Origin of the sequence: Streptomyces sp. NBC_01296, assembly GCF_035984415.1 — a bacterium.
Classification (GTDB): Bacteria; Actinomycetota; Actinomycetes; order Streptomycetales; family Streptomycetaceae; genus Streptomyces.
In genome coordinates this window covers 5,879,930-5,906,072 of sequence record NZ_CP130720.1, presented here as the reverse complement: position 1 = coordinate 5,906,072, position 26,143 = coordinate 5,879,930, and the positions used below count along the sequence as shown (strand labels likewise).

Sequence of the window (26,143 nt, the reverse complement as noted above, 5' to 3'; positions counted from 1 at the left end):
TCTAGGCAGGAGTCGATCGGCACAGTGAACGGTCGGAGCAGGACTGCTCGGCGCTCAGCGCGCGGAACTCGGTGGGGCTGATCCCGTACGCATCGCGGAAGGAGCGGCTGAAGACCACCGGGCCGCTGAAGCCCCACCGGGCGGCGATGGCCCGCACGGGACGGGCGGCGAGATCACGGCACCCGAGGTCGGCGCGGCACTGCTCCAGGCGGCGTCGGCGGATCCGGGCCTGGACGCTCTCCTTGCGGCCGTGGAAGAGCTGGTGGAGGCTGCGCACCGAGATGTGGTGGTGGGCGGCGATGACCGAAGGGTTCAGCTCCGGGTCGCCGAGGTTGTGCTCGATGAACGCATGGATCCGCTGCAAGAGGGCCTGCTCCCGGACCTCGAAGGGCAGATGGTCCTCGGAGTCCAGGTGCTGGGCCAGGCAGGCCGCCACGAGGTCGAGGGCGACCGCGCCCATGCGTCGTAGGTCTTCCGGCTCGCATTCGGCGCCGTGATCCTCGAGCGCCGTCATGAACGACGCCAGGATCGCCGCCACTCCGCGGTCGCCCGGTATGCGGCCGGCGAGCAACCGGTCGAGACGTTGCGTGCGCAGCGGCATGACGACCCGGGGAAGCATCAGGACCGTCGCCCGCACCTGGCCGCCCTCGGCGAGCATCTCGTTGTCGGAGGGCCGCGAGGTGTCCCAGAGCATGAGGTCCCCGGGTCCGACGGTGGACTCGTTCCGGTGCTGGGACATCCGCGTGGCACCCTTCCGCAGCAGCGCCAGCTGGTACTGCTCCGGATCACCGCGCCGGATCAGCGCGGGGGTGCGCCGCGAACGCAGTGGCGAGAGGGCAAACCTCGCGACACGGAGTTCCCCCAGGTCCAGTACGGCGGCCTCGCCCTGGAAGTCAGCGGGCCGCTCGCTGCTGAGCGCGGCGGGCATCACCTCACGCGAGATGACGTCGGCGTACCAGTCGAACCGCTCCCCCGCGGGCACCCCGCCCGACGACACCACTGACCACATCCTGCGCCCCCTTGCTCAAACGTCCCGAGGGACCCAAGAATGCACGGGCACGTGGGCAGGACACCTGTATTTCGTCAGGCGGCGTGGTCCCGGCGCGGCGCGGAGTCATAGGGCTCCTCGGCGTCGGATCCGCAGAGCTCGGCATTGATCTCCTTGACCAGCTTGACCAGGTCGGTCGGGCGGTCAGGGCCCCACCAGTCGCCGAGCAGCTCGGCGAGCGACTCCTCGCGGGCCTCGGCCAGCTTCTCGGCGTACTCCCGCCCGCGGTGAGTCAGGACGAGCGGCAGTCCATCCCGTACGGCGAGTCCGCGCTCCTCGATCTGGCGGGCGGCGTCCGTGATCACCTTCAGCGGCACGGTGGTCCGTTCCGCGAGCATCGCGGGTTCGGTCGAGCCGTACTTCTTGATCCGCAGCAGCAGCCAGCTGGACGCGGGCAGCAGGTCGAAGCCGGCCTTCTCGGTGATCTTCTCGTAGACGTGGCGGCGGCCCTCACGGGTCCCGAGGACCGTCAGCGCGCGGGCGACCTCGTCGCGGGAGGAGCGGTGGACGGGGTTGGAGGCGAGGGTCTCGGTGACATCGGGCGCGGTGACCGAGCCGCGGAGCACGTCCTCCTTCAAGAACCAGGCGATGACGAAGGCGACGAGGACGACGGGCACGGCGTAGAGGAAGACGTCGGTGATGGAGGAGGCGTACGCGTCGAGCACCCGCGACTGCACCGCGGCGGGCAGCCGTGCGATGGCCCGCGGATCGGCCTCCACCAGCGCGGCCGAACCGGGCGGCACCGGAAGCCCGGTGAAGGCAGTGGCGAGCTTGCCGTCGAGCCGGTTGGTGAACACCGTGCCGAAGATCGCGACGCCGAAGGAGGCGCCGATGGAGCGGAAGAACGTGGCGCCCGAGGTGGCGACGCCGAGATCGGCGTAGCTGACGGCGTTCTGCACGACCAGCACCAGCACCTGCATGACCAGACCCAGCCCGGTACCGAAGACGAAGAAGTAGATGCTCATCTCCCAGGTGCCGCTGGTGCGCTCCAGCTGGTGCAGCAGGAGCAGCCCGATCGCGGTCACGCCCGTGCCCGCGATCGGGAAGACCTTCCACCGTCCGGTGCGGCTGACGATCTGACCGGACGCGGTGGAGGAGATCAGCATGCCGAGCACCATCGGCAGCATGTGGACGCCGGACAGGGTGGGCGAGACGCCCTGGACCACTTGGAGGAAGGTCGGCAGGTAGACCATCGCGCCGAACATCGCGAAACCGACGACGAAGCTGATCACCGAGCAGAGGGTGAAGGTGCGGATCCTGAACAGTCCCAGCGGCAGGACGGGTTCGACGGCCCGCCGCTCGACGAACAGGAACACGGCGAGCAGGACGGCGCCGAGCACGGCCAGGCCGATGATCCGGTCCGAGCCCCAGCCCCAGGTGCCGCCGAGGGAGGCGACGAGCACGAGGCAGGTGGCGACGCAGGCGATGAGGAACGTGCCGAGGTAGTCGATGGTGTGCTTCAGCCGCCGCACGGGGATGTGCAGGACCGCGGCGATGACGACGAGCGCGACGAGACCGATGGGGAGGTTGATGTAGAAGACCCAGCGCCAGGACAGGTTGTCGACGAACAGGCCGCCCAGCAGCGGTCCGAGGACACTGGTCGCCCCGAAGACGGCGCCGAAGAGGCCTTGGTACTTGCCGCGCTCGCGGGGCGGGACGATGTCGCCGACGATCGCCATCGACAGCACGATGAGTCCGCCGCCGCCCAGGCCCTGCAGGGCGCGGAACCCGATGAGCTGCGGCATGTCCTGGGCGAGCCCGCACAGCGCCGATCCGATGAGGAAGAGCACGATGGCGCCCTGGAACAGCTTCTTGCGTCCGTACTGGTCGCCGAGCTTTCCCCACAGCGGCGTGGCGGCGGTGGCGGCCAGCATGTACGCGGTGACGACCCAGGACAGGTGAGCCATCCCGCCCAGCTCGCTGACGATCGTCGGCAGGGCCGTGGAGACGATGGTCTGGTCGAGGGCGGCGATCAGCAGGCCGAGCAGCAGCGCGCCGATGGAGACGAGAACCTCGCGGGAGGCGTGTTCGGCGGCCGGGCCGGACTTCTGCGGGTGGGGAGCGGGGTCCGCGTCGTCCGTGGTCACGTCCTGAGCCATCCGTTCCTCCTCGGGCCGGATCAACATGTCCATCCTGAGCGGTGTGGCCGGTTATGGCCTCTCGGGCGGGTTGGGCAGGCCCCGGAGGGTCTGCATAATCGCAGGCAATGGCCAGGGAGGGATTCCAGTGAGCGCTGAGCGCTGTCCAGAATGCGGCGCCGTGGGCGTCGACTGCGGGTGCGTGTCGGTGGCCGGTTTCGAGCCACTGCGCATCCGGCCGTACGTGACGCTTCCCGACCCCGGCCAGTCCGACGACCCGCCGCCCCCGCATCCGGTGCGGGGCGTGGTGGCCGGTCCCGCGGGCGGGTACGCCCGTCCCGCCGAGGCGCCGCCGGGGGACGACACCCCGGCGTACGGGATACCCGTGTCCGCCTGGCCCGACGCGCCGCCGCAGGCACTCTGGCCTGCCGAGACGGTCCAGCTCGGGGCGGCCGTCCCGGCAGCCGGGACGAGGGGCGGGGGGAGAAGGGGAGGGGGCCCCGAGAAGCGGACCGGCCCGTCCCGCCGACGCCGGCTCCCGACGGTCCTGGCCGGCGCCGGCACCGTGGTCGCCATCGGCACGGCGGCCCTGGCGCTGGGGATGCTCCCGCGCTCCGGTGACAGCGACACCGTCCTGCTCGACGCCAAGCCGTCCGCGCCCGCCGCGAGCCTGGCTCCGGCCGGCCCGACGCAGTCGGCCGCCACGAGCAGCCCGTCCCGCTCGGCCTCGGCCTCGGCTTCGCCGTCAGCGAGCGCCTCCAAGTCGGCATCCCCCTCCGCCTCGCCCACCGCCTCCCGCAGCGCGGCACCCGCATCCCCGACCCCGTCGGCGAGCCCGAGCAGCAGCAAGCCGAGCGCCCCGGCGCCACCCCCGCCCGCGCCGACGCTGCGGTACGGGGATTCGGGCACGGAGGTGGAGAAGATGCAGCGGCTCCTGGCGGGGCAGGGCGTGTACCGGGGGCGGATCAACGGCAGGTTCGACGACCGCACGGAGAAGGCCGTCTCGGATTTCCAGTGGCGCAACGAGATCTGGGACGACCCTGACGGTGTCTACGGTCCGCAGACCCGTCGGGCCCTGGAGGGCACGGGCTGATTCGGGGCGGAGTGGCGCGGACCGCCCGATGTTTTGTATCGTGTGGAAACAAAGTGGTTCCGCCCGCATTCCCTGACCGGTGGGCGGAACCGCTTGTTCTCTTTCCCGCCCCGTCTGGAGCACCGCCGATGTCGGCCAGCACCACCACCGCACCCGCCGTCCTCACCGCCAAGGCCCTGCTCCTGGACATGGACGGCACCATCGTCAACTCCGACGCGGTGGTCGAGCGCTGCTGGCGCGACTGGGCGGTGTCCCACGGGCTGGATCCGCAGGAGGCCCTCAAGGTGGTTCACGGCCGCCAGGGCTACGCCACGATGGCCATCCTCCTGCCGGAGCGCCCGATGGAGCTCAATTACGCCGAGAACACCGTGATGCTCGCCCGCGAGACCGCCGACACCGACGGCGTGGTCCCGGTCGGCGGAGCCGCGGAGTTCATGGCGGCGATCGGCGGGCTGCCGCACGCCCTGGTCACCTCCGCCGACGCGGCCCTGGCCACGGCCCGGATGGCCGCCGCCGCCCTGCCGATGCCCGCGGTACGGGTCACGGCCGAGTCGGTCGGGGCCAGCAAGCCCGACCCCGAGGGCTTCCTCAAGGGCGCCGCCGAACTGGGCGTGGACCCCGCTGACTGCATCGTCTTCGAGGACTCCGCGGCAGGCATCGCCGCGGGCCTGGCTGCGGGCATGCGCGTGATCGGCATAGGCCCCCGCGCCGCGGCCCACGCCCCGACGGCCCACGTCCCCGACCTCACGGCGATCCGCGTGACGACCACCCCGGACGGCTCGATCCACCTGACGCTGACGCCGACGCCGAAGGCCTGAGGGCCGCAGCCGCCCGGCCGGCGACGGAGGGGCGGGCGGGACCTCGGGGCGGGGGTGCGCGCACTCCGCACCGAAGGCCGGCCGGGACCGCCGGGTCGGGTCCGCGGCACTTCCGGCTGGGAAGGTTGGCCGGGACCTCGGGGCGGGGTCCGTGCACTCCGCGCCGGAAAGGCCGGCCGGGACCTTCGGGGCTGGGTCCTTGCACTCCGCACCGGGAAGACCGGCCGGGAGCTTCGGTGCGAGGTCCGCAAACTCGGCGTCACAAGGGCCGGCCGGGATGCCGGGGGGCGGGGGGCGGGGGGCGGGGTCCGCGCACTCCGCGTCGGGAGAGCGTCCGGGGGCGTCCCGGCCAGCCCCCTACTGCTACTGCCCCACCCGCCCGTCGATCCGCTCGCGCAGGAAATCGGCATGGCCGTTGTGGCGGGCGTATTCCTCGATCATGTGGACCAGGACCTCCCGGAGCTCCATCGGCTCTCCGCCGCCGTCGCCCACGACACCCAAGTCCGGGGCTTCGGCCACCAGCTGTTCCGCGAAGGTGATCTCGGCCCGCCAGGTGGCCCACGCGTCCGCGACCACCGCCGGGTCAGCCACCGCCTCCGTGAAGTCCGCCGCGGGATCCTCCGCCGAGCGGTAGTGCCGTCGTACGTCCTCGCCCGCCATCACCTGGCGGAACCAGTACTGCTCCACCCCCGCCAGGTGCCGTACGAGCCCCAGCAGGGAGAGGTTCGACGGCTCCACCGAGCGGCGGGCCATCGCCTCGGCGTCGAGTCCCGCGCACTTCAGCTCCAGCGTCAGCCGCTGGTCGCGCAGGTAACCGGCGAGGACGGCGCGTTCGCCCTGGAAGCCGCCATCGGTGCGGATGTCCTCGTCGGGGTGGACGAACATGTTGGACCAGCCAAAACGCCGATCGGGCTCGAACCCGGACGCGGACGCGGAGTCAGTGCTATCGATCACGCCCGCGAGCGTGCCCCGTACGTCCGCCTCCCGCAACGGGATATCCCCGCGCCCGGCCGGCAGCCCAGTCCGACCCCTGTCCACCCCCGCCCGCACTCCCGTCAGCCCGCGATGGCCTCGTACAGCGAGAACGCGGCCAGCGCCGCCATCACGCCCGCCGCGACCTTCGTGATCAGGCGCAGCGGCACGTACTTCATGAGGGTCTTCCCGCCCAGGATTCCGATGCCCGCGACCGCCCACAGGGCGAGGACGGCGCCCAGGCCGACCGAGACGGGGCTGTCGTAGCGCGCCGCGAGGTTGGCGGTCATGATCTGGGTCAGGTCACCGAACTCGGCCACGAGGATCAGCATGAATCCGGCCCCGGAGACCTTCCAGAAGGACTGGTCGGCAGGTGCCTTGACCTCCTCGTCCCCGTCGCTCTTCTTCAGGAGCAGCATGGCCGCGCCCGCCAGGAAGAGGACACCGACGACGCCCTGGACGAGCCGGTGCGGGAGCAGGGTGAGCACGCTGCCTGCGGCGATGGCGAGTGCGACGTGTACGGCGAAGGCGGCGGCGACCCCGGCGAAGACGTACGAGGCGCGGTAGCGGGTGCCGAGCATCAGGCCGGCGAGAGCGGTCTTGTCGGGGAGTTCCGCGAGGAAGACGACTCCGAAGGCGATCGCCGTGACGGTGATGCTGAAGGTGCTGCTAAACACGGGGGCGGAACCTCAATCGGTCGGGCAGGACGCCATCGATACCGAGAGACCTGGGGTGTTTCAGGCGTCGCTTCGGCTCGGCGGCGCCCTGACTGCGTCCACGCACCCGCGTGTGGACGGGTGCAGATGAACAAGAACAGGACACTGCGGCCGAAGGTCTCGCTGGCCGACCGCTGCATGCGGCCTGCCTCCGGGCGCCGGCTGGAGTGACCCAGCAGTATGTCGACGGTCCGGCGAAGAGCTACTCCCCTTCTGCTCCCCACAGAATACGCGACGGCCCCGCCGCCCGAAATAGGCCCTTGGTCCCGTCTCGACTCCACACCGCTCGCCGCCCCCGGCCGCACCCGCCCCACCTCCACCCCGCTTCCACCCCACCCCCACCACCCCCGCCGCCCCCACCTGGAAGAACAACTTCCGCTTAATCCCTGGGAGTTACCCGCGCACGCACATGACGTGCTCATGTCGCAAGCCTGTAACCTTGCGCCCGCCGCCACGCAATCTGGCGCCGCCACCATGGCCGCGCCCCTCCGGGGCCGACCGGCCACACCCCCCACCCAGGGAGCCCCCTCATGGCCCTCAAGACCCCCATATCCACTGTCTACGCGCGTCGAATCGGCATGTTCGCGTCAGCCGCCACGCTCGCCGCCCTCACCTCCCTCGTAAGCGCGCCCGCCGCCCAGGCCGCCCCGCCCACCCCCATCAGCGCCGCGGCCGCCCGCTCCTACCTCGCCACGGTCACCCCGAAGACCGAAGGCTCTCTCAGCGGCTACAGCCGCAGCCTCTTCCCGCACTGGAGCACCGTCTCCGGAACCTGCAACACCCGCGAGACGGTCCTCAAGCGCGACGGCGTCAACGTCGTCACCGACTCGGCCTGCGCTTCCGTGAGCGGCAGCTGGTACTCCGAGTACGACGGCGCCACCTGGACCGCCGCCGGCGACCTCGACATCGACCACGTCGTCCCGCTCGCCGAGGCCTGGCGCTCCGGGGCCAGCTCCTGGACCACCGCCCAGCGCCAGCAGTTCGCCAACGACCTCACCCGCCCGCAGCTCATCGCGGTCACCGACAACGTCAACCAGGCCAAGGGCGACCTCGACCCGGGCAAGTGGCTGCCGCCGCGGACCGCCTACCGCTGCACCTACGCCCGCATGTGGGTCCAGGTGAAGCAGTACTGGGCCCTGAGCATGGACTCCGGCGAGAAGACGGCCCTGGTGAACATCCTCAACGGCTGCTGATCCGCCGACGGGGCGAGGCCGAACCGGAGGCGGACCCGAAGACCGAACCGAAGGCCGAACCGAAGACCGATCCGAAGGCCGAACCGGCCGCTTGACCGGTCACCCGACCGGTCGCCTGACCGGCCGCTCGACCGGCCACCGACCTCGCCACCGACCATTCACCCGGCCTTTCCCCCGCCAGGGGGAGGCCACGCTCCCCCTCCCCGTCGTACCGTGATCGAAGGGGCTACGGAGGAGGGGGAGTTGCATGGCCGGATTGCGTCTGGGGCCGCTGCTTCGCTATGTCGACTGGGACACGGGCGGTTCGGCCACGATATGGGTCGAGGCCGACCGCCCGTGCACGGCCGAAGTGCGCTGCGCCGACGGGGCCGCCGGCAGCGTGCGCACCTTCCAGGTCGCCGGGCACCACTACGCCCTGGTGCCCGTGACCGGCCTGACCCCGGGGAGCACCACGGCGTACGAGGTGCTGCTCGACGGCGTGCAGGTCTGGCCGCCGGCGGGCACGGCCTTCCCGCCGAGCACGATCACCACGCCCGCCGTCGCGGCGGCCGGGCGGCCGGCCCCGGGGCTGCGGGTGACGTTCGGGTCCTGCCGGCAGGCCGCGCCGCCGGCCGGCCGGCACGGGCCGCACGGTCCGGATGCCCTGGACACCCTCGCGGCGCGGCTGGCCGCCGATCCGGACGAGGTGCGGCCGGATGTGCTGCTCCTGCTGGGCGACCAGGTGTACGCGGACCAGCTGTCCCGGGAGACCAGACAGTGGATCGCGGCCCGGCGGGATCTGCGGGATGCGCCCGGCGCGCAGGTCGCGGACTACGAGGAGTACACGCGGCTCTACTACGAGTCCTGGCTCGACCCGAAGATCCGCTGGCTGCTCTCCACCGTCCCCAGCCTGCAGATATTCGACGACCACGATGTCGTGGACGACTGGAACACCAGCGCGGCCTGGCTGGCGCAGATGCGGGCGACGCCGTGGTGGCAGGAGCGGGTGCTCAGCGGGCTGATGTCGTACTGGGTGTACCAGCACCTGGGGAATCTCTCGCCGGCCGAGCTCGCCGCCGACCCGCTGTACGAGGCCGTACGCAAGACCCCGGACGGTACGGATGCGCTGCGGGCCTTCGCCGCCGCGGCGGATGCCGATCCGGGCTCGGTGCGCTGGAGCTATCGGCGCGACTTCGGCCGGTCGCGGCTGCTCATGGTGGATACGCGGGCGGCGCGGGTGCTGGCCGAGGACGGGCGGGCCATGCTCGATCCGGCGGAGCAGCAGTGGCTCCGCGACAACGCCCTTGCCGGGCACGGCGGTTACGACCACCTCCTCATCGGTTCTTCGCTGCCGTGGCTGATGCCGCCGCTGATACATGACGCGGAGGTGTGGAATGCCGCGCTGTGCCGTGGTGAGCGGGGGTCGCGGTGGGCGCGGATCGGGGAGGATCTGCGGCGGCGCAGCGATCTGGAGCACTGGGCGGCGTTCCCGGCCTCGTTCGCGGTGCTCAGCGATCTGATCGAGGAGGTCGGGACGGGGCCGCGGGCGCCGGCGACGGTGTGCGTGCTGTCCGGGGACGTGCATCACGCGTACGTGGCCGAGCCCCGAATACCCAGTACGGCGCGGGTGTTCCAGTTGACGTGCTCGCCGGTGCACAACTCGATCCACACGGTGGTGAAGTGGGGCTTCCGGCTGGGCTGGTCGCGGGCGGGGCGGTGGCTGGGGCGCGGGTTCTCGCGGCACGGGCGGACGGGGCGTCCGCCACTGAGTTGGCGTCGTACGGGTGGGCCGTGGTTCGGGAACCAGCTGATGACGCTGGCGCTGGCGGGCCGGTCGGCCCGGCTGCGCCTGGACCAGGCGCACAAAGCCGGCAAGGGACAGCAGCGGGCCCGGCTGGTGACGGTGCTGGACCGCGAGCTGACGGCGGCGGACTGAGACGGACGGAGGGGGCTGACACACTGTGGGCCGGGAGGCCCCCGGGCGTACGGCGCACCAACGCCAGGCGTACGCTGTATGGCTGTCAAGCCGCTCCTGCCGCTCCCCCGCGACGTCGCGGCGCTTCATGCCGAAGCACGTCAATCGGACTGGGGAGTCCCGCTTTGTTTGAGACTCTGGGGTCGCTGACCACGAGCCCATGGATCTACGCCGTGGTGGCGCTGTCCGTCGTGCTCGACGTCTTCCTGCCGGTGCTGCCGAGCGGGGTTCTGGTGATCACTGCTGCGGCGGCTGCGGCAGCCGCCGGGGCGGCCGGGCCGGTGCCGGTTCCGGCGCAGGTGCCGGACATCCTGGCGCTGCTGGTCATCGCCGCGACCTCGTCGGTACTGGGTGACATGGCCGCGTTCCGGCTGGCCCGGCGCGGCGGGGCCCGGCTGGACCGCGCCATCGCCCGGTCCCGCCGCCTCACCCAGGCCCAGGAACACCTGGGCGCGGCCCTGGCCCGCGGCGGCGGCGCCCTCGTGGTGATCGCGCGCTTCGCCCCGGCCGGCCGCTCGGTGGTCTCCCTGGGTGCGGGCAAGACCCACCGCAAGCTCATGGAGTTCCTGCCCTGGTCTGTGCTGGCCGGCATGGCCTGGGCCGGGTACAGCGTGGCCCTGGGCTACTTCGGCACCCAGTGGCTCGGCGCCGCCTGGCTCGGCACGGCGGTCTCCGTGATCGCCCTCTTCGCCGCGGGGGCCCTGGCGGCCTTCGTCGTCCGCCGCCCCGCCCCGACAGCGGCGTAGCCCGCAGCCCTCAGCCCGCAGCCCTCTCGTACCGGTTCCCCCGGGCGGAGCAGCGGCTCACCCGTTCACCCGGCCCCGATCGCCGCCCCGGGCCCGGGCTCCTAGCGTCCACAACACGGTGCGCATCCGAATCCGCGTCACATCCGTGGCCTGGCCGTGCCGTTTCGAGGAGCCCGAGGAGTTCTCTCCATGCCCGCCAAGCCGCTCGCCCAGCTGCCGAACCGCCGCCTCCTTGCAAGGGTCGCGGCCGCGACCCTCGTCCTCGCCGCGGCCACTCCCCTCACGATCGCCTACGCGGCCTCGCCCTCTGCCGGAGTCTCCCCCACCGCAGTCGCCCCCGGCGGCCGGGTCAGCCTGAACGTCACCGGCTGCGGGACCAAGACCGGCCTTGCCTCGTCCACCGCCTTCGGCGACGTACGGCTGACGCCGGGCAACCTCGAGGCCACCAACCTCTTCGGCAACGCCACCGTCTTCAGCAACGCCAACGCCGGCGCGCATTCCGTCACCTTCGAGTGCGGCGGCGCGGGCGGTCAGCGCGTCACCGTCTCCCTCCAGGTCACCACCGGCGCGGCACGCGGCGGGCTGGGCGGCAGCATCGGCGCGATGAGCTCCGGCCAGATCGCCCTGGGCGGCACGATGGCCGCAGGCGCACTGGGCACCGGCGTCTGGGTCCTGCGCCGCCGCTCCCGCATGTCGTGACCCCGGGGCGGGTCGAACCTAGGCGGTGACGGCGGCGGTGGCGGTGGCCGCCACCGCGCCTCTGACCTGCAGCCCGTCCAGCAGGTCCCGCGTCGCCTCGGCAATCGCCTCCACGGCGGCCTCGAAGACCTCCTGATTGTGCGCGGCGGGCGCCCGGAACCCGGACACCTTCCGTACGTACTGCAGCGCGGCGGCGCGGATCTCCTCCTCGGTGGCCTTCTCGGGGATGGCGGGCGGGCGCAGAGTCTTGATGGAACGGCACATACCCCCACTATCCCGCTACTGGGGCAGCTCGGCCCCGGACAGTTTCATGATCAAACCAGCTTGCAGCCGCGCCCGCAGCACAGGATCCGCGACCTCGTCGAGCAGCTCGACGGCCTGCTGCATGGCGGCGGCGGCCCGCCGGTCCTCACGCAGGGAGGCGGTCTGATCGGCCATGTGCCTGAGCGCGATGTCGGCCCGCCGGTGAAACAGCTGCCCGACGAGCGTGACGACGACGCCGACCGAGCTCATGACCACGCCGAGGTAGAGATCCCCACTGCTCTCGGCCTTCCACACGGCCAGCGCCACCCCGAGCAGCAGTATGGCGGCGCCGGCCCCGGCAAACCGCTGGCTGGTGGCGAAGCTGCTGCGCGCCTGCGTCAGCCCGTACGCGTAGTACTCCACGAGCACGGTGGTGAACTCGGCGTCCCCGTGCCCCTCCCGCCCGGCCGGCATCCCCCCGACATCGGCGTACTTCGGATCCCCCCCAACCTCCGCTGGCCCCGCCACCCGCGCCAGCAACCGCGCCCGCTCATCATCCCGCCGCCGCTCGAACCCGTCTCTAGCCATGCGGTCCAAAGCGACGTACGCCACGCCGCCGGCCACGACTGCCAGCAACGCGACACCCCCCACCACCCACTCGCCCATCCCCCGACGATCGCCGGGCCCTCAACAACCCGTCAAGGCTCCCGTAACGACGAACTACCCGGTCACGTCAGGACGTTGCCCGCGATCCGGCCACGTGCCGGTGCGCGACCCGTACGCCCGGCCCCTTTGCGTGTCCCACCCCGAGCCCACACCGTGGGGAGGATGCAGCTCGGGCATTCTGACGGCGCAGGGGAGGGCGACGCATGGCGAGTTCGGTATCACTCTGGGCCGGGGAATCGTTCGGAGCCGTGACCGGCGGCCGGCCGAGACGATCCCGACCTGCCTCATGGAAGCCCACGCAAGGGCGCGTCACGCCCATGAACAGGTCCGCCCGCGCGGGCAGCCCGGCGACGAACTCCACGCAGCTCAGTACGAGACGCCCGCCGCCCGTCTGGCACCGATCGACGGGGCGGCTTGCATACGGCTGCAGGGCCGGACGGTGACCCACGCTACGTGCCGCGCACGATGACAAAAGGCCCCCAACCAAGATCGGTTGGGGGACTTGTACTGGTGGGCGTGGACGGTTTCGAACCGCCGACATCTGCTTTGTAAGAGCAGCGCTCTACCCCTGAGCTACACACCCGTGGACGAGTGGACAGCCTACATGGCAGCCGCACCCCCCACGCAAACCCGCATCCGTGGGAGAGAATGGACCGGGGCATGGCGGAGGCGGTACGGGAGAGGGATTGTGACGACGGCATCCCGGCGGTGGTTCGGCGGGCGGGACGAGAGTCGGCGGGCGGATGCGCAGGCGGCGAAGGATGCTGCCGCGGCCGCGTTCTACGAGCTGGACACCGCGCAGCGGGATCTGCGGATCTCCATGGAGACCATCGCGGCCGCCGACGGGTCTCCCGCGGCGCGGCAGGCCGGGGAGGGGTTCGCCGCGCTCGGGCAGCGGATCGACCAGGTCAGCCATGTGTACATCGAGGCCGTCGACGCGCACGACCTTGACCGGGTGGACCTCGAGGGGTCCGTCGCCTCCCGGGCGCGGGAGCAGCTGACGCGGGCGCGGGACGAGCTCGTGCGGGTCAAGGGCGAGCTCGACCGGTTCGCGCAGGGGCTGCAGCCGCTGCTGGACAAGGCCGAGACGCAGCTGGCGCGGGTGGCGCCCGCCCGGGAGCGGGCCAGGGCCGCGCTGCTCGCGGCGAGCACGGCGCTGGACGACGTGCGCGGCAAGGGGATGCGGGCCGACGAGTTCGCTGCGCGGCTGGCCGCGCTGGGGCCGGAGCTGACCCTGCTGAACCAGGGCGCCGCGCAGCACGGGGTGCAGGAGACCGTCCAGCGCGCGGACCGGATCCTGCGGGACGCGGAGGCCATACGGGCCGAGGTCGCGCGGCTCCCGGAGCGGGCCGCGGAGATCGACCGGCGCCTGGTGAGCCTGCGGACCCGCGCGCAGGCGCTGCGCAACCGGGCGGACCGGGTCGATCCGGTCCTCAGTGAGCTGCGCCGGCGGTTCAGTGCCGCGTGCTGGCAGGACCTGCAGCAGGTGCCGGACCAGGCCGTACGGGACGTGGCGCGGGCCGAGGAGCAGCTGAGGGAGGCCGCACGGGCGCGGGAGGAGCAGCGTTGGGCGGACGTCGGGGCGCTGGTCGAGGCGGTCCGGGGTGCGCTGGACGCGACCGACGAGGCGGTGTCGGCCGCGCAGGACCGGCTGTCGCGGCTGGAGGCGGTCGCGCGGGACCCGCAGGCGGAGGTGCAGCGGACCCGGTTCGCGATCCGGGATGCGCAGCGGCTGGCGATGGAGGGCCGCAGTGTGCCCGATCCGCGGCATGCGGGGCCGCTGGACGGGGCGGTGGCGCGGATGGAGCGGGCGCTCGCCGCGCTGGAGGAGCGGCACCCCGACTACTGGCACTTCCTCCAGGAGATGGAGCAGGTGCGCGCGGACGTGGGGCGGGTCGTCTCCGACATCCGAGGCGGACGCGGGAGCGGCTGAGGTCCGCGCCCGCCCCGCCCCGCCCCGCCCCGCCCCGGTGACGACACTGCCCCGCCCCGGTCCCGCCACCGGTCCCGCCCCGCCCCGCCCCGCCCGCGCTTGTCGCAGCGGGGGTGCGGGCGGATGCTGGAAGGTGGCTGGAAGAGGAGGGCGTGATGGCTGCCCACGTTTCGCATACGTCTCGTGCGTCCGGCGCACCCCGCGCGAGCGCACCCCCCGTGACCGCACCGCACGCGGCCTACGGGTGTCACGAACCCCATGAGCACTACGCGCCGTACGTGTCCCATGCGCCGATCGAGCTCCCCGCACCGCACGTCCCCTATCTGGTGCGGCGCGTCGCGCATCCCGTCAATGCCCGGCTCGACGAGCACCTGCCCTCCGACCACAAGCTCAGCAAGGTGTACCGGGTGGGCGCAGGCCTGACGGGTCTGCTGCTGGTCGTCTTCGGGATCCTCGGGCTCATCGACCAGATCGGCTTCTTCGACACCGGCGGCGACCGGGTGCTCGCGCTGAACACCAACGGCGCGCTGAGCGTCCTGTCGATCTGCATCGGGCTGCTGCTCTTCGTCGGGATGGTGATCGGCGGGAACTTCGCCTCCACCCTCAACATCGTGCTGGGGCTGGCCTTCATTGCCAGCGGGTTCGTGAACCTGGCCCTGCTGGACACCGGCCTCAACTTCCTGGCCTTCCAGATCCAGAACGTGCTGTTCAGCTTCGTCGTCGGCGTGATGCTGATGTGGTTCGGGATGTACGGGCGGGTGGGCAGCGCCCTGCCGCACGACAATCCGTACTGGCGCGCCCGCAACCCCGAGCAGGCCGCACGCGAGGACCGGGCACGCGCCGCCGCCCTGCACGGGATCTGAGATCTGAGACTGCGGCGGCGAGCCGAGGCCCTGGCGGGACTCCGAGGCCCTGGCGGCGGGCCCGAGGCCCTGGCCGGGCTCCGAGGCTGTGGCGGGGTCGTCCCGCTCTGTAGCCTTGGGCCATGCCTCGTTACGAATTCCGCTGCCGGACCTGCGACGACACCTTTGAGGTCAGCCGGCCCATGGCCGAGTCGTCCGCTCCCGCCGACTGCCCCGCCGGGCACGCCGACACCGTCAAGCTGCTGTCCGCCGTCGCCGTGGGCGGGACCAGCAGCGCCCCCGCCCCCTCCGGCGGGGGCTGCTGCGGCGGTGGGGGCTGCTGCTGACCCGGCGCTGCCGCGCTACCGGCGCTTGCGCGACAGGGTGATGCCGTCCGAGATCGCCAGCAGGACCGACTCCATGCGCGAGTCGGCCGCGACGTGGTCGTTGTAGGCGCGCACCCCCGCCGCCGCGCCCTGGGCGGACTCGTCCAGGACCGTGCCGTGGTACAGCGTGTTGTCCGTGACGATCAGCCCGCCCGGGCGCAGCCGCGGAACGAGCTCCTCCCAGTACGCGATCTGGCTTTCCTTGTCCGCGTCCACGTACGCCATGTCGATGTGCGGCTCCTGCGGCATGGCGCGCAGGGTGTCCAGCGCCGGGGCGATGCGCAGGTCGATCCGGTCGGCGACGCCCGCCGCCTCCCACGCCTCACGGCCGTACGCGGTCCACTCCTCCGAGACGTCGCAGGCGACGAGCCTGCCGTCCGCCGGCAGTGCCTGCGCCATCGACAGGGTCGAGAAACCGGTGAAGGTGCCGATCTCGACGATGTGCCGGGCGCCCGTCAGCCGGACCAGGAAGGCCAGCAGCGGGCCCTGCTCCTCCGCCGACTGCATGCCGGCCACGTCCGGGAACTTCCCGTACGTCGTCGCCACCAGCCCCCGCTGGATCTCGTCCAGTGGGGGGTTGTGGTCGAGCATGTAGCGGTACAGCTCGTCAGTGATCTTGGTGCTGTTGCCCTTGGTCATGCACCCAGTGTGCCGAGTTCACCGCCCGGCCGGACCCCCTCCTGGGCAACCGCCCGGGCGAAGGCGCGCACGATTTCCTCGCCCGCCAGGACGCCCGCCGTGGCCAGGGGCGTGACCGTCGGTGCGGTCCAGCCCGCGTCGGCCAGCTCGCCGTGGCCCGGGCGCCAGGCCGCGTCCGCCGCGAGCAGCAGGTCCGCGTCCAGCAGGGAGTCGCCGGCGGCGAGGGTCGTGGACGCACCGGTACGGCGGGCCACCTCGTGCATGGCCGCGCTCTTCGTCAGCGGGCGCGGCACGGCGTAGATCTTGCGGCCCTGGAGGGAGACCGTCCAGCCGCGCCCGTCGGCCCATTCCGCCAGCGCCTTGACCCACTCCTCCGGGACCAGGGCGCGTTCGACGACCAGGTACGCGAACAGGTCCTCCGCGACCCGCGCCTTGCGCAGCCACGCCGGGTCCGCCGTGGCCAGCAGGTGCCCGTGCACCTCCTCCAGCGGGGCGCACTCCTCCGCAAGCCGCGCCGCCACCTGGCGCCGCCAGTCCCGGTCCGGGACCCCGTCGACCAGCAGCTGCCCGCCGTTGGCGCAGATCGCGTACTGCGCCGGGCGCCCGGGGAAGCGGATGCGCTGGTACTGCTTGCGCGTACGGGTCGTGGTCGGGACGAAGACCACCGCGGGATCGGCGGTCAGCTCGGCCAGCAGCACCGCGGCCGCCTCCGTCATGAACGACAGCGGCTTGCTCTCGTGCACCTCGACGCACAGCAGCCGCGGGGCCACCGGGTCGGGCATGGTCAGGCCGAGCGCGGCCGCCGAGTAGATGAGCGTGCGGTCGAGATCACTGGCTACCAGGACAGTCACTTGGAGGCCACAGCCTTTCCGTCGGCGCCCGTGGCGCCGCGCGTGAAACGGGGATGGATGAGTCCTACACACGTGTAAGGCAGCCCGTCGACCTCTTCCACCGGCACGCCCCGCTGCTCGGCGAGCAGCCGTACGTGGTCCAGGTCGGCCCCGGCGCCGCGCTGCGCCAGGATCTTCCACGGCACGCGCCGCAGCAGCACCCGCGTCGTCTCGCCGACGCCGGGCTTGACCAGGTTCACGTCGTGGATGCCGTACTCCTCGCTGATCCGCTCGACCGCCGCCCAGCCTTCCCAGGTGGGTGTGCGGTCCGCGGCGAGGAGCTCCTTGACCTCGGCGTCGACGGTCTCGGCCACCTCGTCGAAGCGGGCGGCGACGGCGTCGATGAAGCCGGTGGAGACATCGGCTCCGGCGAGCTCGCGGTAGAACTTCGCGCCGTGGAAGTCGGCGGGCCCGACCAGATCGGACCTGAGCACCGTACGCGAGATCAGTCCGGAAACGGTGGAGTTGAGGCAGGCGGAGGGGATCAGGAAGTCCTCGCGGGTGCCGTACGTGCGCACGCAGGAGCCCGGATCGGCGAGGACCACGATCTCCGGATCGAAGCCCGGGAACTCCCGAAGAGCCGCCGACAGCTCGCGCGTGATGGCGCCCTTGCCCGTCCAGCCGTCCACGAAGACCACGTCGGCGGGGTCGTGGTGGGCGGCCAGCCAGCGCAGCGCGTTGGGGTCGATGCCGCGGCCGCGCACGATGGAGACGGCGTAGTGCGGCAGGTCCAGGCCGTGCCGGGCCTGGGCCCAGCGGCGCATGAGGACGCCGACGGGGGTGCCGGCGCGGGCGAGCGAGACGAGGACCGGTGAGGGGGACCGCTCGGCGAGGACCGTCTCGGTGACCGTGCCGACGGCCCGGGCCATGCGGGCGGCGGACGCGGCCAGCGCGCTCCGGTACAGCTCCTGGTACTGGGGGGACGGCTGGTACTCGACGGGCAGCGATTCGGCGTAGTGCGCACCGCCCGCCTGGATGGCCTCCTCGCGCTCCTCGGTCGGGGCCTCGAGCGCCACGTCGGAGAGGTCCTGGAGCAGCCAGCCGCAGTCCTCGGCGGCGTACGAGGAGAAGGCGGGTCCGCGCAGGGGCTCGGGCAGGATCGGCTCGGGCATGATCGGCTCCCGCCGGTTGGAGGAAACGTCGGGGGTGTACGAGGGGATCACCGCGAGCAGGACCCGGCCCGCGTGCGCGGCCAGGCGCGCGAGGAGCCCGTCGGGGGCGTGCAGCGCGCCGGTGTCCCCGTGGCTGTCGACGACGGCGACGACGGTGTCGAAGCCGGCGCCCGCGACGTTGTACGCGTACCGGTCGCCGGGCCCGTCGGCGGGAAGGTCGTGGGCGGGGAAGACGAGCCGGGTGCGGATGGCGTAGCCGGGGTCGTCGACGGCGAGCACGGGCGAGCGGGTGGTGGTCGAGAACCGGACCTCGGCCGCGGCGCCCGACTCCTCCAGGGCCCGCGCGAGGCGCAGCGGCGCGTACATCAGCTCCTCGTTGCCGAGTACGAGGACCTTCCCGGGCTCGGCTCCGAGTGCGTCGGCGAGCTGCCGGGCCAGCGCGGGCAGGGCGGCCTCGAGCCGGGCCCGGTGCTCGGGGGTGAACCCGTGCCGACCGCCGTCGGGGACCCCGTCGGGCCAGTCCAGTACGACCTGCCCGACCGGGGCGGCGGCCGGAGCCGGAGCGGCCGCGGAAGAGCCCGCGCCTTGCTCCTCGTACTGCTCGACCAGCGCCTGCCCCTTGGCCAGGACCCCCTCGGGGAGGTGCACCGTGCCGGAGGCCAGGGCTATCAGGTCGACGCGCGCGCCGAGCTCGGCGGCGAAGGCGGTGAGCCGGTCGCGGTCGGCCGGGGAGCGCATGTCGACGAGGGCGACGACCACGTAGTGCCCGCGGGGGTGGCGGGCGTGCAGGTCGCGGATGGTGTTCAGGACCGTGTTGCCGGTGGAGAACTCGTCGTCGACGAGGACCAGCGGCCCGCTGCCGGCCAGCAGCTTCGGGTCCTGCGGCAGCAGCAGGTGCGAGGTGGCGTGCGAGTGGGCCTCCTCGAACCCGCCGGCGGGCTCCACACCCGGCACGGGGCGGCGGGTGGAATGCAGGTAGGGGGCCGCCCCGAGGCCGTCGGCCACGCAGTGGCCCAGCCCCGTCGCGGTCTCGGCGTACCCGAGGACCACCGCGGAGGCGGCATCGTCGCCCAGCAGGGCGCGGACCCGCTCGCCGAGTCCGTGTCCGGCGGCGTAGACGGCCTCCGGGGACTGCGGGACGTGCTTGCCCAGCACCTGCGAGACCAGCAGGTGGGCCCGCTTCGGGTTGCGCCGCAGCGCCAGCCCGAGCAGCCCCTCCAGCCGTGGCGATCCCGGGTCGCCGGCCTCCTCCAGGCGTACGCCCAGCCGGTCCGCGACCCAGGTTCCCGACCACACCGCGTCGATCGTCTTGCCTCTCTCCGTGTTCAAGCCGTTCATGTTTTTCGAGGAACTCGAGGGGTTCGAGGGCGGGCTCACACCTGGAGCCCCGCCGTGAGCAGGTCGACGAAGCCGACCTCCTCCTTCGCCACACCGAAGACCTCGGCGCGCAGCATGGTGCGCTCGGCCCAGGCCCGGTGGGGCTTCACTTCGTTCATCTTGTTCGTGTAGGCGGAGCGCATGACTCCACCCCCGCCGCGCTCGGGGCGCAGGATGTCCTGGGCGTCGCTGAACTCCTCGTGGGAGACCACCGACAGTGCGTGGACGGGTGTGACGTGGGCGGGGTGGATGCAGGTCTTGCCGAGGAGTCCGTTGGCCCGGTCGAGTTCGATCTCGCGCAGCAGCCCGTCGAGGTCGTGCTCGATGAGGGTGGTGCGCAGCTCTTCGGCACCTTCCTGGAGGAAGGGGCTGCGGCGCAGCTGGGGCTTGAACAGGCGCTGCTGGCTGCGGAAGTACTCCCAGACGGGTCCGGTCACCGTGAAGCCGGTGCCGTCGGCGCGGCTGAGCACGTTCACCACGTCGGCGATCACTCCGGCGACGATCTGGACGTCGTAGGCGGTCATGTCCGGGGTGCGGCGCAGTCCGTAGACCGAGCAGAAGTCGGTGACGCCCAGGCGCAGGGCCAGGACGCGGTCGCGGTACCGGTTGACGGTGCGGGAGATGCCGGCGAGGGCTTCGACGCGGGTTTCGAGGTGGAGGAGGTCGGGGGTCTCCAGGACGGGCATCGCGTACAGCGGGTGCTGTCCGCTTTCCGCCTCGGCCTGGGCGACGGCGTCGAGAAAGGCGGTTCCGCGGTTCTCGGTGAACTTGGGGAGTACGAATCCGGCCAGTCTTCGTGCGGAGCCGCCGAGGCGGTGCACGAGGTCGGGTATCTGCTCGGGGGTGCGGACCCGGATGAAGAGGAGCGGGAGCTCCCCGCCGTCGGCGTCGAGGGCGGCGAACTGCCGGACGAGGTTGTCCTCTGCGTCCGCGACCTCGGCATCGCTGATGGAATCCTCCAGGCAGAGGACCATGGAGACGACTCCGCGGCCGGCCTGCTTGTGGACGTCCGCGGCGAGGTGGGGGCGGGTGGCGGGGCTGTAGAGGGTGGCTCCGAGGGCGGCGGCCAGAATGCGGGCGGGCGAGGCGGCGGTGAACTCGGCCGGCTCCTGGTGGAAGAGGTCCTTACGGACGGTGGGCGATACGTGCCCAAAGTGACGCATGTGCTTCCCCCGTACTGCCTCGGCGGCCCAACTGGCGTGGCCGGTAATAGTACGTACGAATATGAGTCAAGAGTTCCTCAAGCACATGAAGTTCAGGTAACCCTCTTGCACCATGCCCAGGTCTTTCGTCCGGGACAAGGCCCTGCGGGGGGCCGCGTTGTTCCGCGCCGCCCCGGGAGGGCAGGATGACGGGCATGACGCACGCGATGCAGAAGGGCTCGAACATCCCGGTGACCGCCGTGGCGGTCCGGGCGGTGCTGCGCTGGACCGGCGGCCCCGAGGTGCCGGACGTCGATGCCTCGGCGCTGCTCGTGGGCCCGGACGGGCGCGTGCGCTCGGACGAGGACTTCGTGTTCTACAACCAGCCCCGGCACCCCTCGGGATCCGTCTGGCGGCTCGGCAAGAAGCAGCTCGGCGACGGGATCACCGATGCCGTGCAGGCGGACCTGCGTGCGGTGCCGCCGGTCGTGGACCGGGTCCTGGTGGTGGCCTCGGCCGAGGACGTGCCGTTCGAGCGGGTCCGGGACCTGCGGATCCTGCTGTACGACGCCACGGCGACCGGTGGCTCCGAGCCGCTGGCCTACTTCGACGTACAGCCCGAGACCGGCGCCGAGACGGCCCTGATCTGCGGGGAGCTGTACCGCCGCGGTGACGGGTGGAAGTTCCGCGCACTGGGCGAGGGCTACTCGAACGGCCTCGTCGGGCTGGCGACCGACCACGGGATCTCCGTCGACGAGAACGCCGCCGAGGCCTCGTCCGGAGCGGCTCCCGCCGCCGGGCCGACCGCCGAGCAGACGGCCGCGATGCGCCCGCCGACCCCGCCGGCGCCGCTGACGCAGGCCCCGCCGGCCGCGCAGCCGGCGTACGGGTACCCGCAGCCGGTGTCCCCGGCGCCGGTGCCGGCGCCGGGCGGCGACCCGACGTTCCGGCTTCCGGTGCAGGGCCCGCAGTTCATCCGCCGCTGACGCCCGCCTGACCGGGACCCCGCCCGGGGCCCCGGTCAGCCCCGGTCAGCCCTCGGACAGGGACCCGGTCAGGCCTTGGTGCTCTTGTAGCCCCGCCCCCACTGCAGGCCCCACCCGTACAGCCGGTCCAGCTCGGCCTGGAACCCGTACACGAACTTCACCTCGCGCCGCACGATCAGCTCGCCCTTGACGTGCTCCAGGCTGAGCACCGCGCAGGAGCGGGCCTGCGGCTGGCGCTCCTCCAGCGGGATCTCGATTCGCGGCCCGGTGATCGGGTACAGGGTGACCATGGCGTGCGTCCGGTCGAAGGCCGGGGTCTGGTCGTAGATGTAGACGAACACCAGCAGCCGCTTGATCTCGTCGGCGTGGTCGAGGTTGACGAAGACCGTCTCCCCGGAGGGCGCCCCGAACCTGTCGTCGCCGCTGAGCTTCACGTACGGCGGGCTGTTGATGTCGCCGTGCAGGTTGCCCAGCGGCTGGACGACGCCCCGGGTGCCGTCGGCCAGCTCGTAGAGGCAGCCGAGGTCCAGGTCGACGTTGACCATGCCCTGGGTGTGCGCCTGCACCATGTCGGGCTTGAACAGCTTGAACGGGTGGCGCAGAAGCCGGCCGCCCTCGCTGCCGCTGCGGCCGCCGATGTCCGAGCTGCGCATGCGCCAGGACAGGTTGACCCGGAGGTTGCCGTGGACCGCCCCCTGTTTGGTGAGCGACACCGTCGGATGCCGCTTGGTCAGCTCGATCGCCGCCGAAGCGCCGCCCGAGTCGAACTGCAGGGCCCGGCTGCCCCTGATCCCGTCGAAGAATCCCATTCCCCTACCCCCCTCATGCTGTGCGGACAGCGCTGTGCGGACAGCGCTTTGCGGACAGCGCGGCCTACGCGGACGGGGCGGCCGGGAAGGTCCGCAGACCAGCCCGGCCGCCCCGCAGATGGAGCGTTCCGCATTACCGCCGTGATCATGCCTCGGCGGCGGAACCCTCCAGTTCCAAGCGCTTGTTGCGGCGCACCGAGGACCAGAAGGACCAGGCGATGAGCAGCACGCCGACGAGGCCGGTGATGACCTCGTGGATCTCGTACTGGATGGTGACGAGCAGGATCACGGCGAGCGCGCCGATGGCGTAGTGCGCGCCGTGCTCCAGGTAGACGTAGTCGTCGAGGGTGCCCTGGCGGACCAGGTAGACCGTGAGCGACCGGACGTACATGGCACCGATGCCGAGGCCGAGGGCCATCAGCACGATGTCGTTGGTGATGGCGAAGGCGCCGATGACCCCGTCGAAGGAGAAGGAGGCGTCGAGGACTTCGAGGTAGAGGAACATGAAGAAGGCTGCCTTGCCGGCCATGGCGACGGCCGAGACGGGATTGCCGCTCTTCTTGGCCGCTTCCTCGGCCTCGTGCTCGGCCTCTTCCTCTTCTTCGAGGCGGTTCTCGAAGTATCCGGAGAGACCGCCGACGATCATGTAGGTGATCAGGCCGGCGATGCCGGAGACCAGGACGGTCTGCGCCTTGTCCACGTGCGCCCCGCCGTGCTGGTGGGCGTTGGCGGCGAAGGTCGCGGAGGTGATCAGCAGGGCGATCAGCGCGATGCACGCCGACAGCATGTCGATCTTGCCCAGCTTGGCGAGCGGGCGTTCCAGCCACGCGAGCCACTTGATGTCCCGGTCCTCGAAGATGAAGTCGAGGAAGATCATCAGCAGGAACATGCCGCCGAAGGCCGCGATCGCCGGGTGGGCGTCCGTGACCAGCTGCTGGTACATGTCCTTGTCGTTCAGCGCCAGGTCGACGGCCTCGATGGGGCCGATGCCTGCGGTGACCGCGACGATCACGACGGGGAAGACCAGGCGCATGCCGAACACAGCGATGAGCACGCCGATCGTGAGGAAGATCTTCTGCCAGAAGGCGTTCATCTTCTTCAGGATTCCGGCGTTGACCACCGCGTTGTCGAAGGACAGCGAGATCTCAAGGATGGACAGGATCGCGACGATCCCGAGTCCGGTCATTCCCCCGTAGAACCCCGCTGCGACCAGACCGAGCGCAGTGACTGCGAACGACCAGCCGAAGGTTTTGAGAACCACTGGCACCCCATCGTCTTGTACGGCTTTACGAAACGTTGACCCCGAAGTCTAGAGCGATGCCCCGGAGCCCCGACGCGTACCCCTGCCCCACCGCTCGGAACTTCCATTCGCCGCCGTACCGGTAGACCTCGCCGAAGATCATCGCGGTCTCGCTGGAGGCGTCCTCGGTGAGGTCGTAACGCGCCAGTTCCTGGCCGTCCGATTCGTTCACCACGCGGATGAAGGCATTGCTGACCTGGCCGAAGCTCTGGCGGCGGGCCTCCGCCTCGTGGATCGAGACCGGGAAGACGATCTTGTCGACCTCGACCGGCACCTTGGTCAGGTCGATGATGATCGATTCGTCGTCGCCCTCACCCTCGCCGGTGAGGTTGTCCCCCGTGTGTTCGACGGAGCCCTCGGGGCTCTTCAGATTGTTGTAGAAGACGAAGTACGCGTCCCCCAGGACCCGGCCGTCGCGGCACAGCAGCGCGCTGGCGTCGAGGTCGAAATCGGCCCCCGTGGTCGAGCGCGCGTCCCAACCGAGACCGACCAGGACCCGGGTGAGGTTCGGTGCGGCCTTGGACAGGGAGACGTTGCCCCCCTTGGCGAGTGTGACGCCCATGTTGTGGTCCTCCCCGGACGACGTGGTGATCGCGGCGCGCCCGCATGGCGGGCCGGCGGTGAAGCCCGGCCGGTGATCTCGGCCGGTGGATCGTTGTAAAGCGCGTCCGGCGCCGTACACACAGTGCACGGCGCCGGACGGGTGACTGCTGGCAGGCTCAGACGTTGACGCCGAAGTCCTGGGCGATGCCGCGCAGGCCGGAGGCGTAGCCCTGGCCGATGGCGCGGAACTTCCACTCCGCACCGTTGCGGTACAGCTCGCCGAAGACCATGGCGGTCTCGGTCGAGGCGTCCTCGGAGAGGTCGTAGCGGGCGAGCTCGGAGTTGTCGGCCTGGTTCACGACGCGGATGTAGGCGTTGCGGACCTGGCCGAAGCTCTGCTGGCGGCTCTCGGCCTCGTAGATCGAGACCGGGAAGACGATCTTGGCGACATCGGCCGGGACACCGGCCAGGTTCACCTTGATGGCCTCGTCGTCGCCCTCGCCCTCACCGGTGGTGTTGTCACCGGTGTGCTCGACCGAGCCGTCCGGGCTCTTCAGGTTGTTGAAGAACACGAAGTTCGAGTCGTTGGCGACCTTGCCCTGGTCGTTGGTCAGGATCGCGCTGGCGTCGAGGTCGAAGTCGACGCCGGTGGTGGTGCGAGCGTCCCAGCCCAGACCGACGATGACCGCCGTCAGATTCGGCGCGGCCTTGGTCAGCGAGACGTTTCCGCCCTTGCTGAGGCTGACTCCCACGGGTCCTCCATTGGGTTCATGTGTGGGGCGGCGCCCCGTCGTGCGGTTTCTACCGGGATCAACGTTTCGATCCTAGTGACGGGTTCCCGCCTGCCGGCGTCTTTCCCGGTGAACAGTTGCCGGAACCCGCTGGAAGTGCACCAAGTGCCCGAGGTTCCCGACGGGGCTCAGAGGCTGTCGAGGGCCTTGATGTACTCGTTCAGGTCACGCGCGTCGGGCAGGCCGTTGACGACCGTCCAGCGCACGATGCCGTCCTTGTCGATGATGAAGGTGCCGCGGACCGCGCAGCCCTTCTGCTCGTCGAAGACGCCGTACGCGCGGGAGGTCTCGCCGTGCGGCCAGAAGTCCGACAGCAGCGGGTAGTCCAGGTTCTCCTGCTCGCCGAAGACCCGCAGGGTCGGCACGGAGTCGTTGGAGACCGCGAGGAGCTGGACGTCCTCGTTCTGGAACCGCGGCAGCTGGTCGCGCAGCTCGCACAGCTCGCCGGTGCAGACACCGGTGAAGGCGAACGGGTAGAAGAGCAGCACCACGGCCTTCTCGCCGCGGAAGTCGGAGAGCCGCACGGTGGCGCCGTGGTTGTCCTTGAGCTCGAAGTCCGGGGCCTTGCTGCCGACCTCGATCGCCATCTCTCGCATCCCTTCGTTCCTGCATCCCTGCATTGGGCTGTTCGGGTGGGCCCAGCCTATGGGGATCAGGTGCCCGCAACGCACGCACCCCGCCGACCGGGTGGGAATCCGGTCGGCGGGGTGCCTGTCCGCTTGGCTGCGGGCGCGGTTCAGCGCTTGGTCTTGGCCGCGGTCTTGGGCGTCACCAGCTTCGTGGACGTCCACTGCTTGCCGACGGGCAGGCCCTTGGCGAGGGAGAGGCCGGCGGTCTCGGCGGCCTCGCTGATGTCGCTGGCCTCGACGAAGCCGTCACGGCCCGTCTTGGGGGTCAGCAGCAGGATCAGTGCGCCGTCCTCGACCAGCTCGGTCGCGTCGACCAGGGCGTCCGTCAGATCGCCGTCCTCGTCGCGGAACCACAGCAACACCGCGTCGGCGACGTCGTCGTAGTCCTCGTCTGCGAGCTCGCTGACGAGCTTCTCGACGGCATCACGGAATTCCTGATCGACGTCCTCGTCGTAGCCGATCTCCTGGACCACCTGTTCGGACTGGAAACCCAGCCGGGCGGCCAGGCTCTCCGCGTGGTCCGCGGTCGCGCTCACGG

Annotated in this window: 26 protein-coding genes and 1 tRNA gene; 10 read left to right on the top strand and 17 right to left on the bottom strand. The window is 71.5% G+C overall.

The genetic code is table 11. The features are described from left to right. Position 1: 1 nt before the first annotated feature. On the bottom strand, positions 2–1,009 hold the full coding sequence (locus OG299_RS26855; protein WP_266629623.1) for an AraC-like ligand-binding domain-containing protein: 1,008 nt from the start codon (positions 1,007–1,009) through the stop codon (positions 2–4). 74 nt (positions 1,010–1,083) lie between these two features. Continuing rightward, positions 1,084–3,147: a DHA2 family efflux MFS transporter permease subunit gene (locus tag OG299_RS26850; protein WP_327362866.1), complete on the bottom strand. Its 2,064-nt coding sequence runs from the start codon at positions 3,145–3,147 to the stop codon at positions 1,084–1,086. Positions 3,148–3,307: 160 nt separating this feature from the next. Between OG299_RS26850 and OG299_RS26845 the strand changes: the two genes are divergently transcribed. Together OG299_RS26845 and OG299_RS26840 are read left to right on the top strand one after the other, a co-directional pair. Then, positions 3,308–4,219: a peptidoglycan-binding domain-containing protein gene (locus OG299_RS26845; protein WP_327362865.1), complete on the top strand. Its 912-nt coding sequence runs from the start codon at positions 3,308–3,310 to the stop codon at positions 4,217–4,219. 128 nt (positions 4,220–4,347) lie between these two features. Beyond that, complete coding sequence (locus tag OG299_RS26840) at positions 4,348–5,037, top strand: HAD-IA family hydrolase (RefSeq protein WP_327362864.1); 690 nt, start codon at positions 4,348–4,350, stop codon at positions 5,035–5,037. Positions 5,038–5,400: 363 nt separating this feature from the next. On the opposite strand, the gene OG299_RS26835 is transcribed toward OG299_RS26840, so the two are convergent. Both OG299_RS26835 and OG299_RS26830 read right to left on the bottom strand, forming a co-directional pair. Continuing rightward, positions 5,401–5,922: a DinB family protein gene (locus tag OG299_RS26835; protein WP_266633577.1), complete on the bottom strand. Its 522-nt coding sequence runs from the start codon at positions 5,920–5,922 to the stop codon at positions 5,401–5,403. Positions 5,923–6,092: 170 nt separating this feature from the next. Next, positions 6,093–6,686 carry a TMEM165/GDT1 family protein gene (locus tag OG299_RS26830; protein ID WP_266629615.1) on the bottom strand — a complete coding sequence of 198 codons (594 nt, stop codon included), beginning with the start codon at positions 6,684–6,686 and terminating at the stop codon, positions 6,093–6,095. Positions 6,687–7,255: 569 nt separating this feature from the next. Here OG299_RS26830 and OG299_RS26825 point away from each other — a divergent pair. From OG299_RS26825 to OG299_RS26810, 4 genes are all read left to right on the top strand, one after another. Further along, entirely contained in the window at positions 7,256–7,918 is a 663-nt protein-coding gene (locus tag OG299_RS26825; protein ID WP_327362863.1) for an HNH endonuclease family protein, read from the top strand. A gap of 247 nt (positions 7,919–8,165) precedes the next feature. Then, a complete protein-coding gene (locus OG299_RS26820) occupies positions 8,166–9,833 on the top strand; it encodes a DUF7800 domain-containing protein (RefSeq protein ID WP_327362862.1) in 1,668 nt (555 codons plus the stop codon). A 164-nt stretch (positions 9,834–9,997) separates the two neighbouring features. Then, the gene (locus tag OG299_RS26815) at positions 9,998–10,618 is read left to right on the top strand and encodes a DedA family protein (RefSeq protein WP_327362861.1); all 621 of its coding nucleotides are present in this window, start codon (positions 9,998–10,000) and stop codon (positions 10,616–10,618) included. 189 nt (positions 10,619–10,807) lie between these two features. Further along, positions 10,808–11,317, top strand: coding sequence for a hypothetical protein (locus tag OG299_RS26810; protein ID WP_327362860.1), 510 nt, complete (start codon positions 10,808–10,810; stop codon positions 11,315–11,317). An 18-nt stretch (positions 11,318–11,335) separates the two neighbouring features. Here the strand turns inward: OG299_RS26810 and OG299_RS26805 are convergent, their stop codons facing one another. The 3 genes from OG299_RS26805 to OG299_RS26795 all read right to left on the bottom strand — a co-directional run bounded on the left by OG299_RS26805 (position 11,336) and on the right by OG299_RS26795 (position 12,809). Continuing rightward, a complete protein-coding gene (locus OG299_RS26805) occupies positions 11,336–11,581 on the bottom strand; it encodes a DUF2277 domain-containing protein (RefSeq protein WP_266629605.1) in 246 nt (81 codons plus the stop codon). A gap of 15 nt (positions 11,582–11,596) precedes the next feature. Beyond that, entirely contained in the window at positions 11,597–12,226 is a 630-nt protein-coding gene (locus OG299_RS26800) for a TRADD-N-associated membrane domain-containing protein (protein ID WP_327362859.1), read from the bottom strand. A gap of 508 nt (positions 12,227–12,734) precedes the next feature. After that, a tRNA-Val gene (locus OG299_RS26795) sits at positions 12,735–12,809 on the bottom strand. A gap of 105 nt (positions 12,810–12,914) precedes the next feature. On the opposite strand from OG299_RS26795, the gene OG299_RS26790 reads away from it, so the two are divergent. The 3 genes from OG299_RS26790 (at position 12,915) to OG299_RS26780 (ending at position 15,348) form a co-directional block, all read left to right on the top strand. Beyond that, positions 12,915–14,159 carry a hypothetical protein gene (locus OG299_RS26790; RefSeq protein ID WP_266629582.1) on the top strand — a complete coding sequence of 415 codons (1,245 nt, stop codon included), beginning with the start codon at positions 12,915–12,917 and terminating at the stop codon, positions 14,157–14,159. Between the two features lie 155 nt (positions 14,160–14,314). Continuing rightward, on the top strand, positions 14,315–15,022 hold the full coding sequence (locus tag OG299_RS26785) for a DUF4383 domain-containing protein (protein ID WP_266629579.1): 708 nt from the start codon (positions 14,315–14,317) through the stop codon (positions 15,020–15,022). A gap of 122 nt (positions 15,023–15,144) precedes the next feature. Then, on the top strand, positions 15,145–15,348 hold the full coding sequence (locus OG299_RS26780; RefSeq protein WP_266629577.1) for an FmdB family zinc ribbon protein: 204 nt from the start codon (positions 15,145–15,147) through the stop codon (positions 15,346–15,348). A 15-nt stretch (positions 15,349–15,363) separates the two neighbouring features. Here the strand turns inward: OG299_RS26780 and OG299_RS26775 are convergent, their stop codons facing one another. The 4 genes from OG299_RS26775 to OG299_RS26760 all read right to left on the bottom strand — a co-directional run bounded on the left by OG299_RS26775 (position 15,364) and on the right by OG299_RS26760 (position 20,568). Next, positions 15,364–16,026, bottom strand: coding sequence for an O-methyltransferase (locus OG299_RS26775; RefSeq protein WP_327362858.1), 663 nt, complete (start codon positions 16,024–16,026; stop codon positions 15,364–15,366). Further along, positions 16,023–16,877, bottom strand: coding sequence for an HAD family hydrolase (locus OG299_RS26770; protein WP_327362857.1), 855 nt, complete (start codon positions 16,875–16,877; stop codon positions 16,023–16,025). Before OG299_RS26770 ends, OG299_RS26775 begins: the two co-directional genes overlap by 4 nt. Then, positions 16,874–19,333, bottom strand: coding sequence for a phosphoribosyltransferase (locus tag OG299_RS26765; protein ID WP_327364599.1), 2,460 nt, complete (start codon positions 19,331–19,333; stop codon positions 16,874–16,876). The genes OG299_RS26770 and OG299_RS26765 overlap by 4 nt, the downstream gene beginning before the upstream one ends. 68 nt (positions 19,334–19,401) lie before the next feature. After that, positions 19,402–20,568 (bottom strand): HpcH/HpaI aldolase/citrate lyase family protein, encoded by a 1,167-nt coding sequence (locus tag OG299_RS26760; RefSeq protein ID WP_327362856.1) that lies wholly within the window; start codon positions 20,566–20,568, stop codon positions 19,402–19,404. A 194-nt stretch (positions 20,569–20,762) separates the two neighbouring features. Between OG299_RS26760 and OG299_RS26755 the strand changes: the two genes are divergently transcribed. Next, a complete protein-coding gene (locus OG299_RS26755) occupies positions 20,763–21,533 on the top strand; it encodes a TerD family protein (protein WP_327362855.1) in 771 nt (256 codons plus the stop codon). Positions 21,534–21,601: 68 nt separating this feature from the next. On the opposite strand, the gene OG299_RS26750 is transcribed toward OG299_RS26755, so the two are convergent. The 6 genes from OG299_RS26750 to OG299_RS26725 all read right to left on the bottom strand — a co-directional run bounded on the left by OG299_RS26750 (position 21,602) and on the right by OG299_RS26725 (position 26,141). Continuing rightward, a complete protein-coding gene (locus OG299_RS26750; protein ID WP_266629567.1) occupies positions 21,602–22,342 on the bottom strand; it encodes a TerD family protein in 741 nt (246 codons plus the stop codon). A 145-nt stretch (positions 22,343–22,487) separates the two neighbouring features. After that, positions 22,488–23,603 carry a DUF475 domain-containing protein gene (locus OG299_RS26745; RefSeq protein ID WP_266629565.1) on the bottom strand — a complete coding sequence of 372 codons (1,116 nt, stop codon included), beginning with the start codon at positions 23,601–23,603 and terminating at the stop codon, positions 22,488–22,490. 25 nt (positions 23,604–23,628) lie between these two features. Further along, positions 23,629–24,204 (bottom strand): TerD family protein, encoded by a 576-nt coding sequence (locus tag OG299_RS26740; RefSeq protein ID WP_053688414.1) that lies wholly within the window; start codon positions 24,202–24,204, stop codon positions 23,629–23,631. A gap of 157 nt (positions 24,205–24,361) precedes the next feature. After that, a complete protein-coding gene (locus tag OG299_RS26735) occupies positions 24,362–24,937 on the bottom strand; it encodes a TerD family protein (RefSeq protein ID WP_030160471.1) in 576 nt (191 codons plus the stop codon). 167 nt (positions 24,938–25,104) lie between these two features. After that, positions 25,105–25,563: a peroxiredoxin gene (locus OG299_RS26730; protein ID WP_266633570.1), complete on the bottom strand. Its 459-nt coding sequence runs from the start codon at positions 25,561–25,563 to the stop codon at positions 25,105–25,107. Between the two features lie 149 nt (positions 25,564–25,712). Next, positions 25,713–26,141 carry a DUF3052 domain-containing protein gene (locus tag OG299_RS26725; protein ID WP_266629561.1) on the bottom strand — a complete coding sequence of 143 codons (429 nt, stop codon included), beginning with the start codon at positions 26,139–26,141 and terminating at the stop codon, positions 25,713–25,715. Positions 26,142–26,143 lie beyond the last annotated feature (2 nt).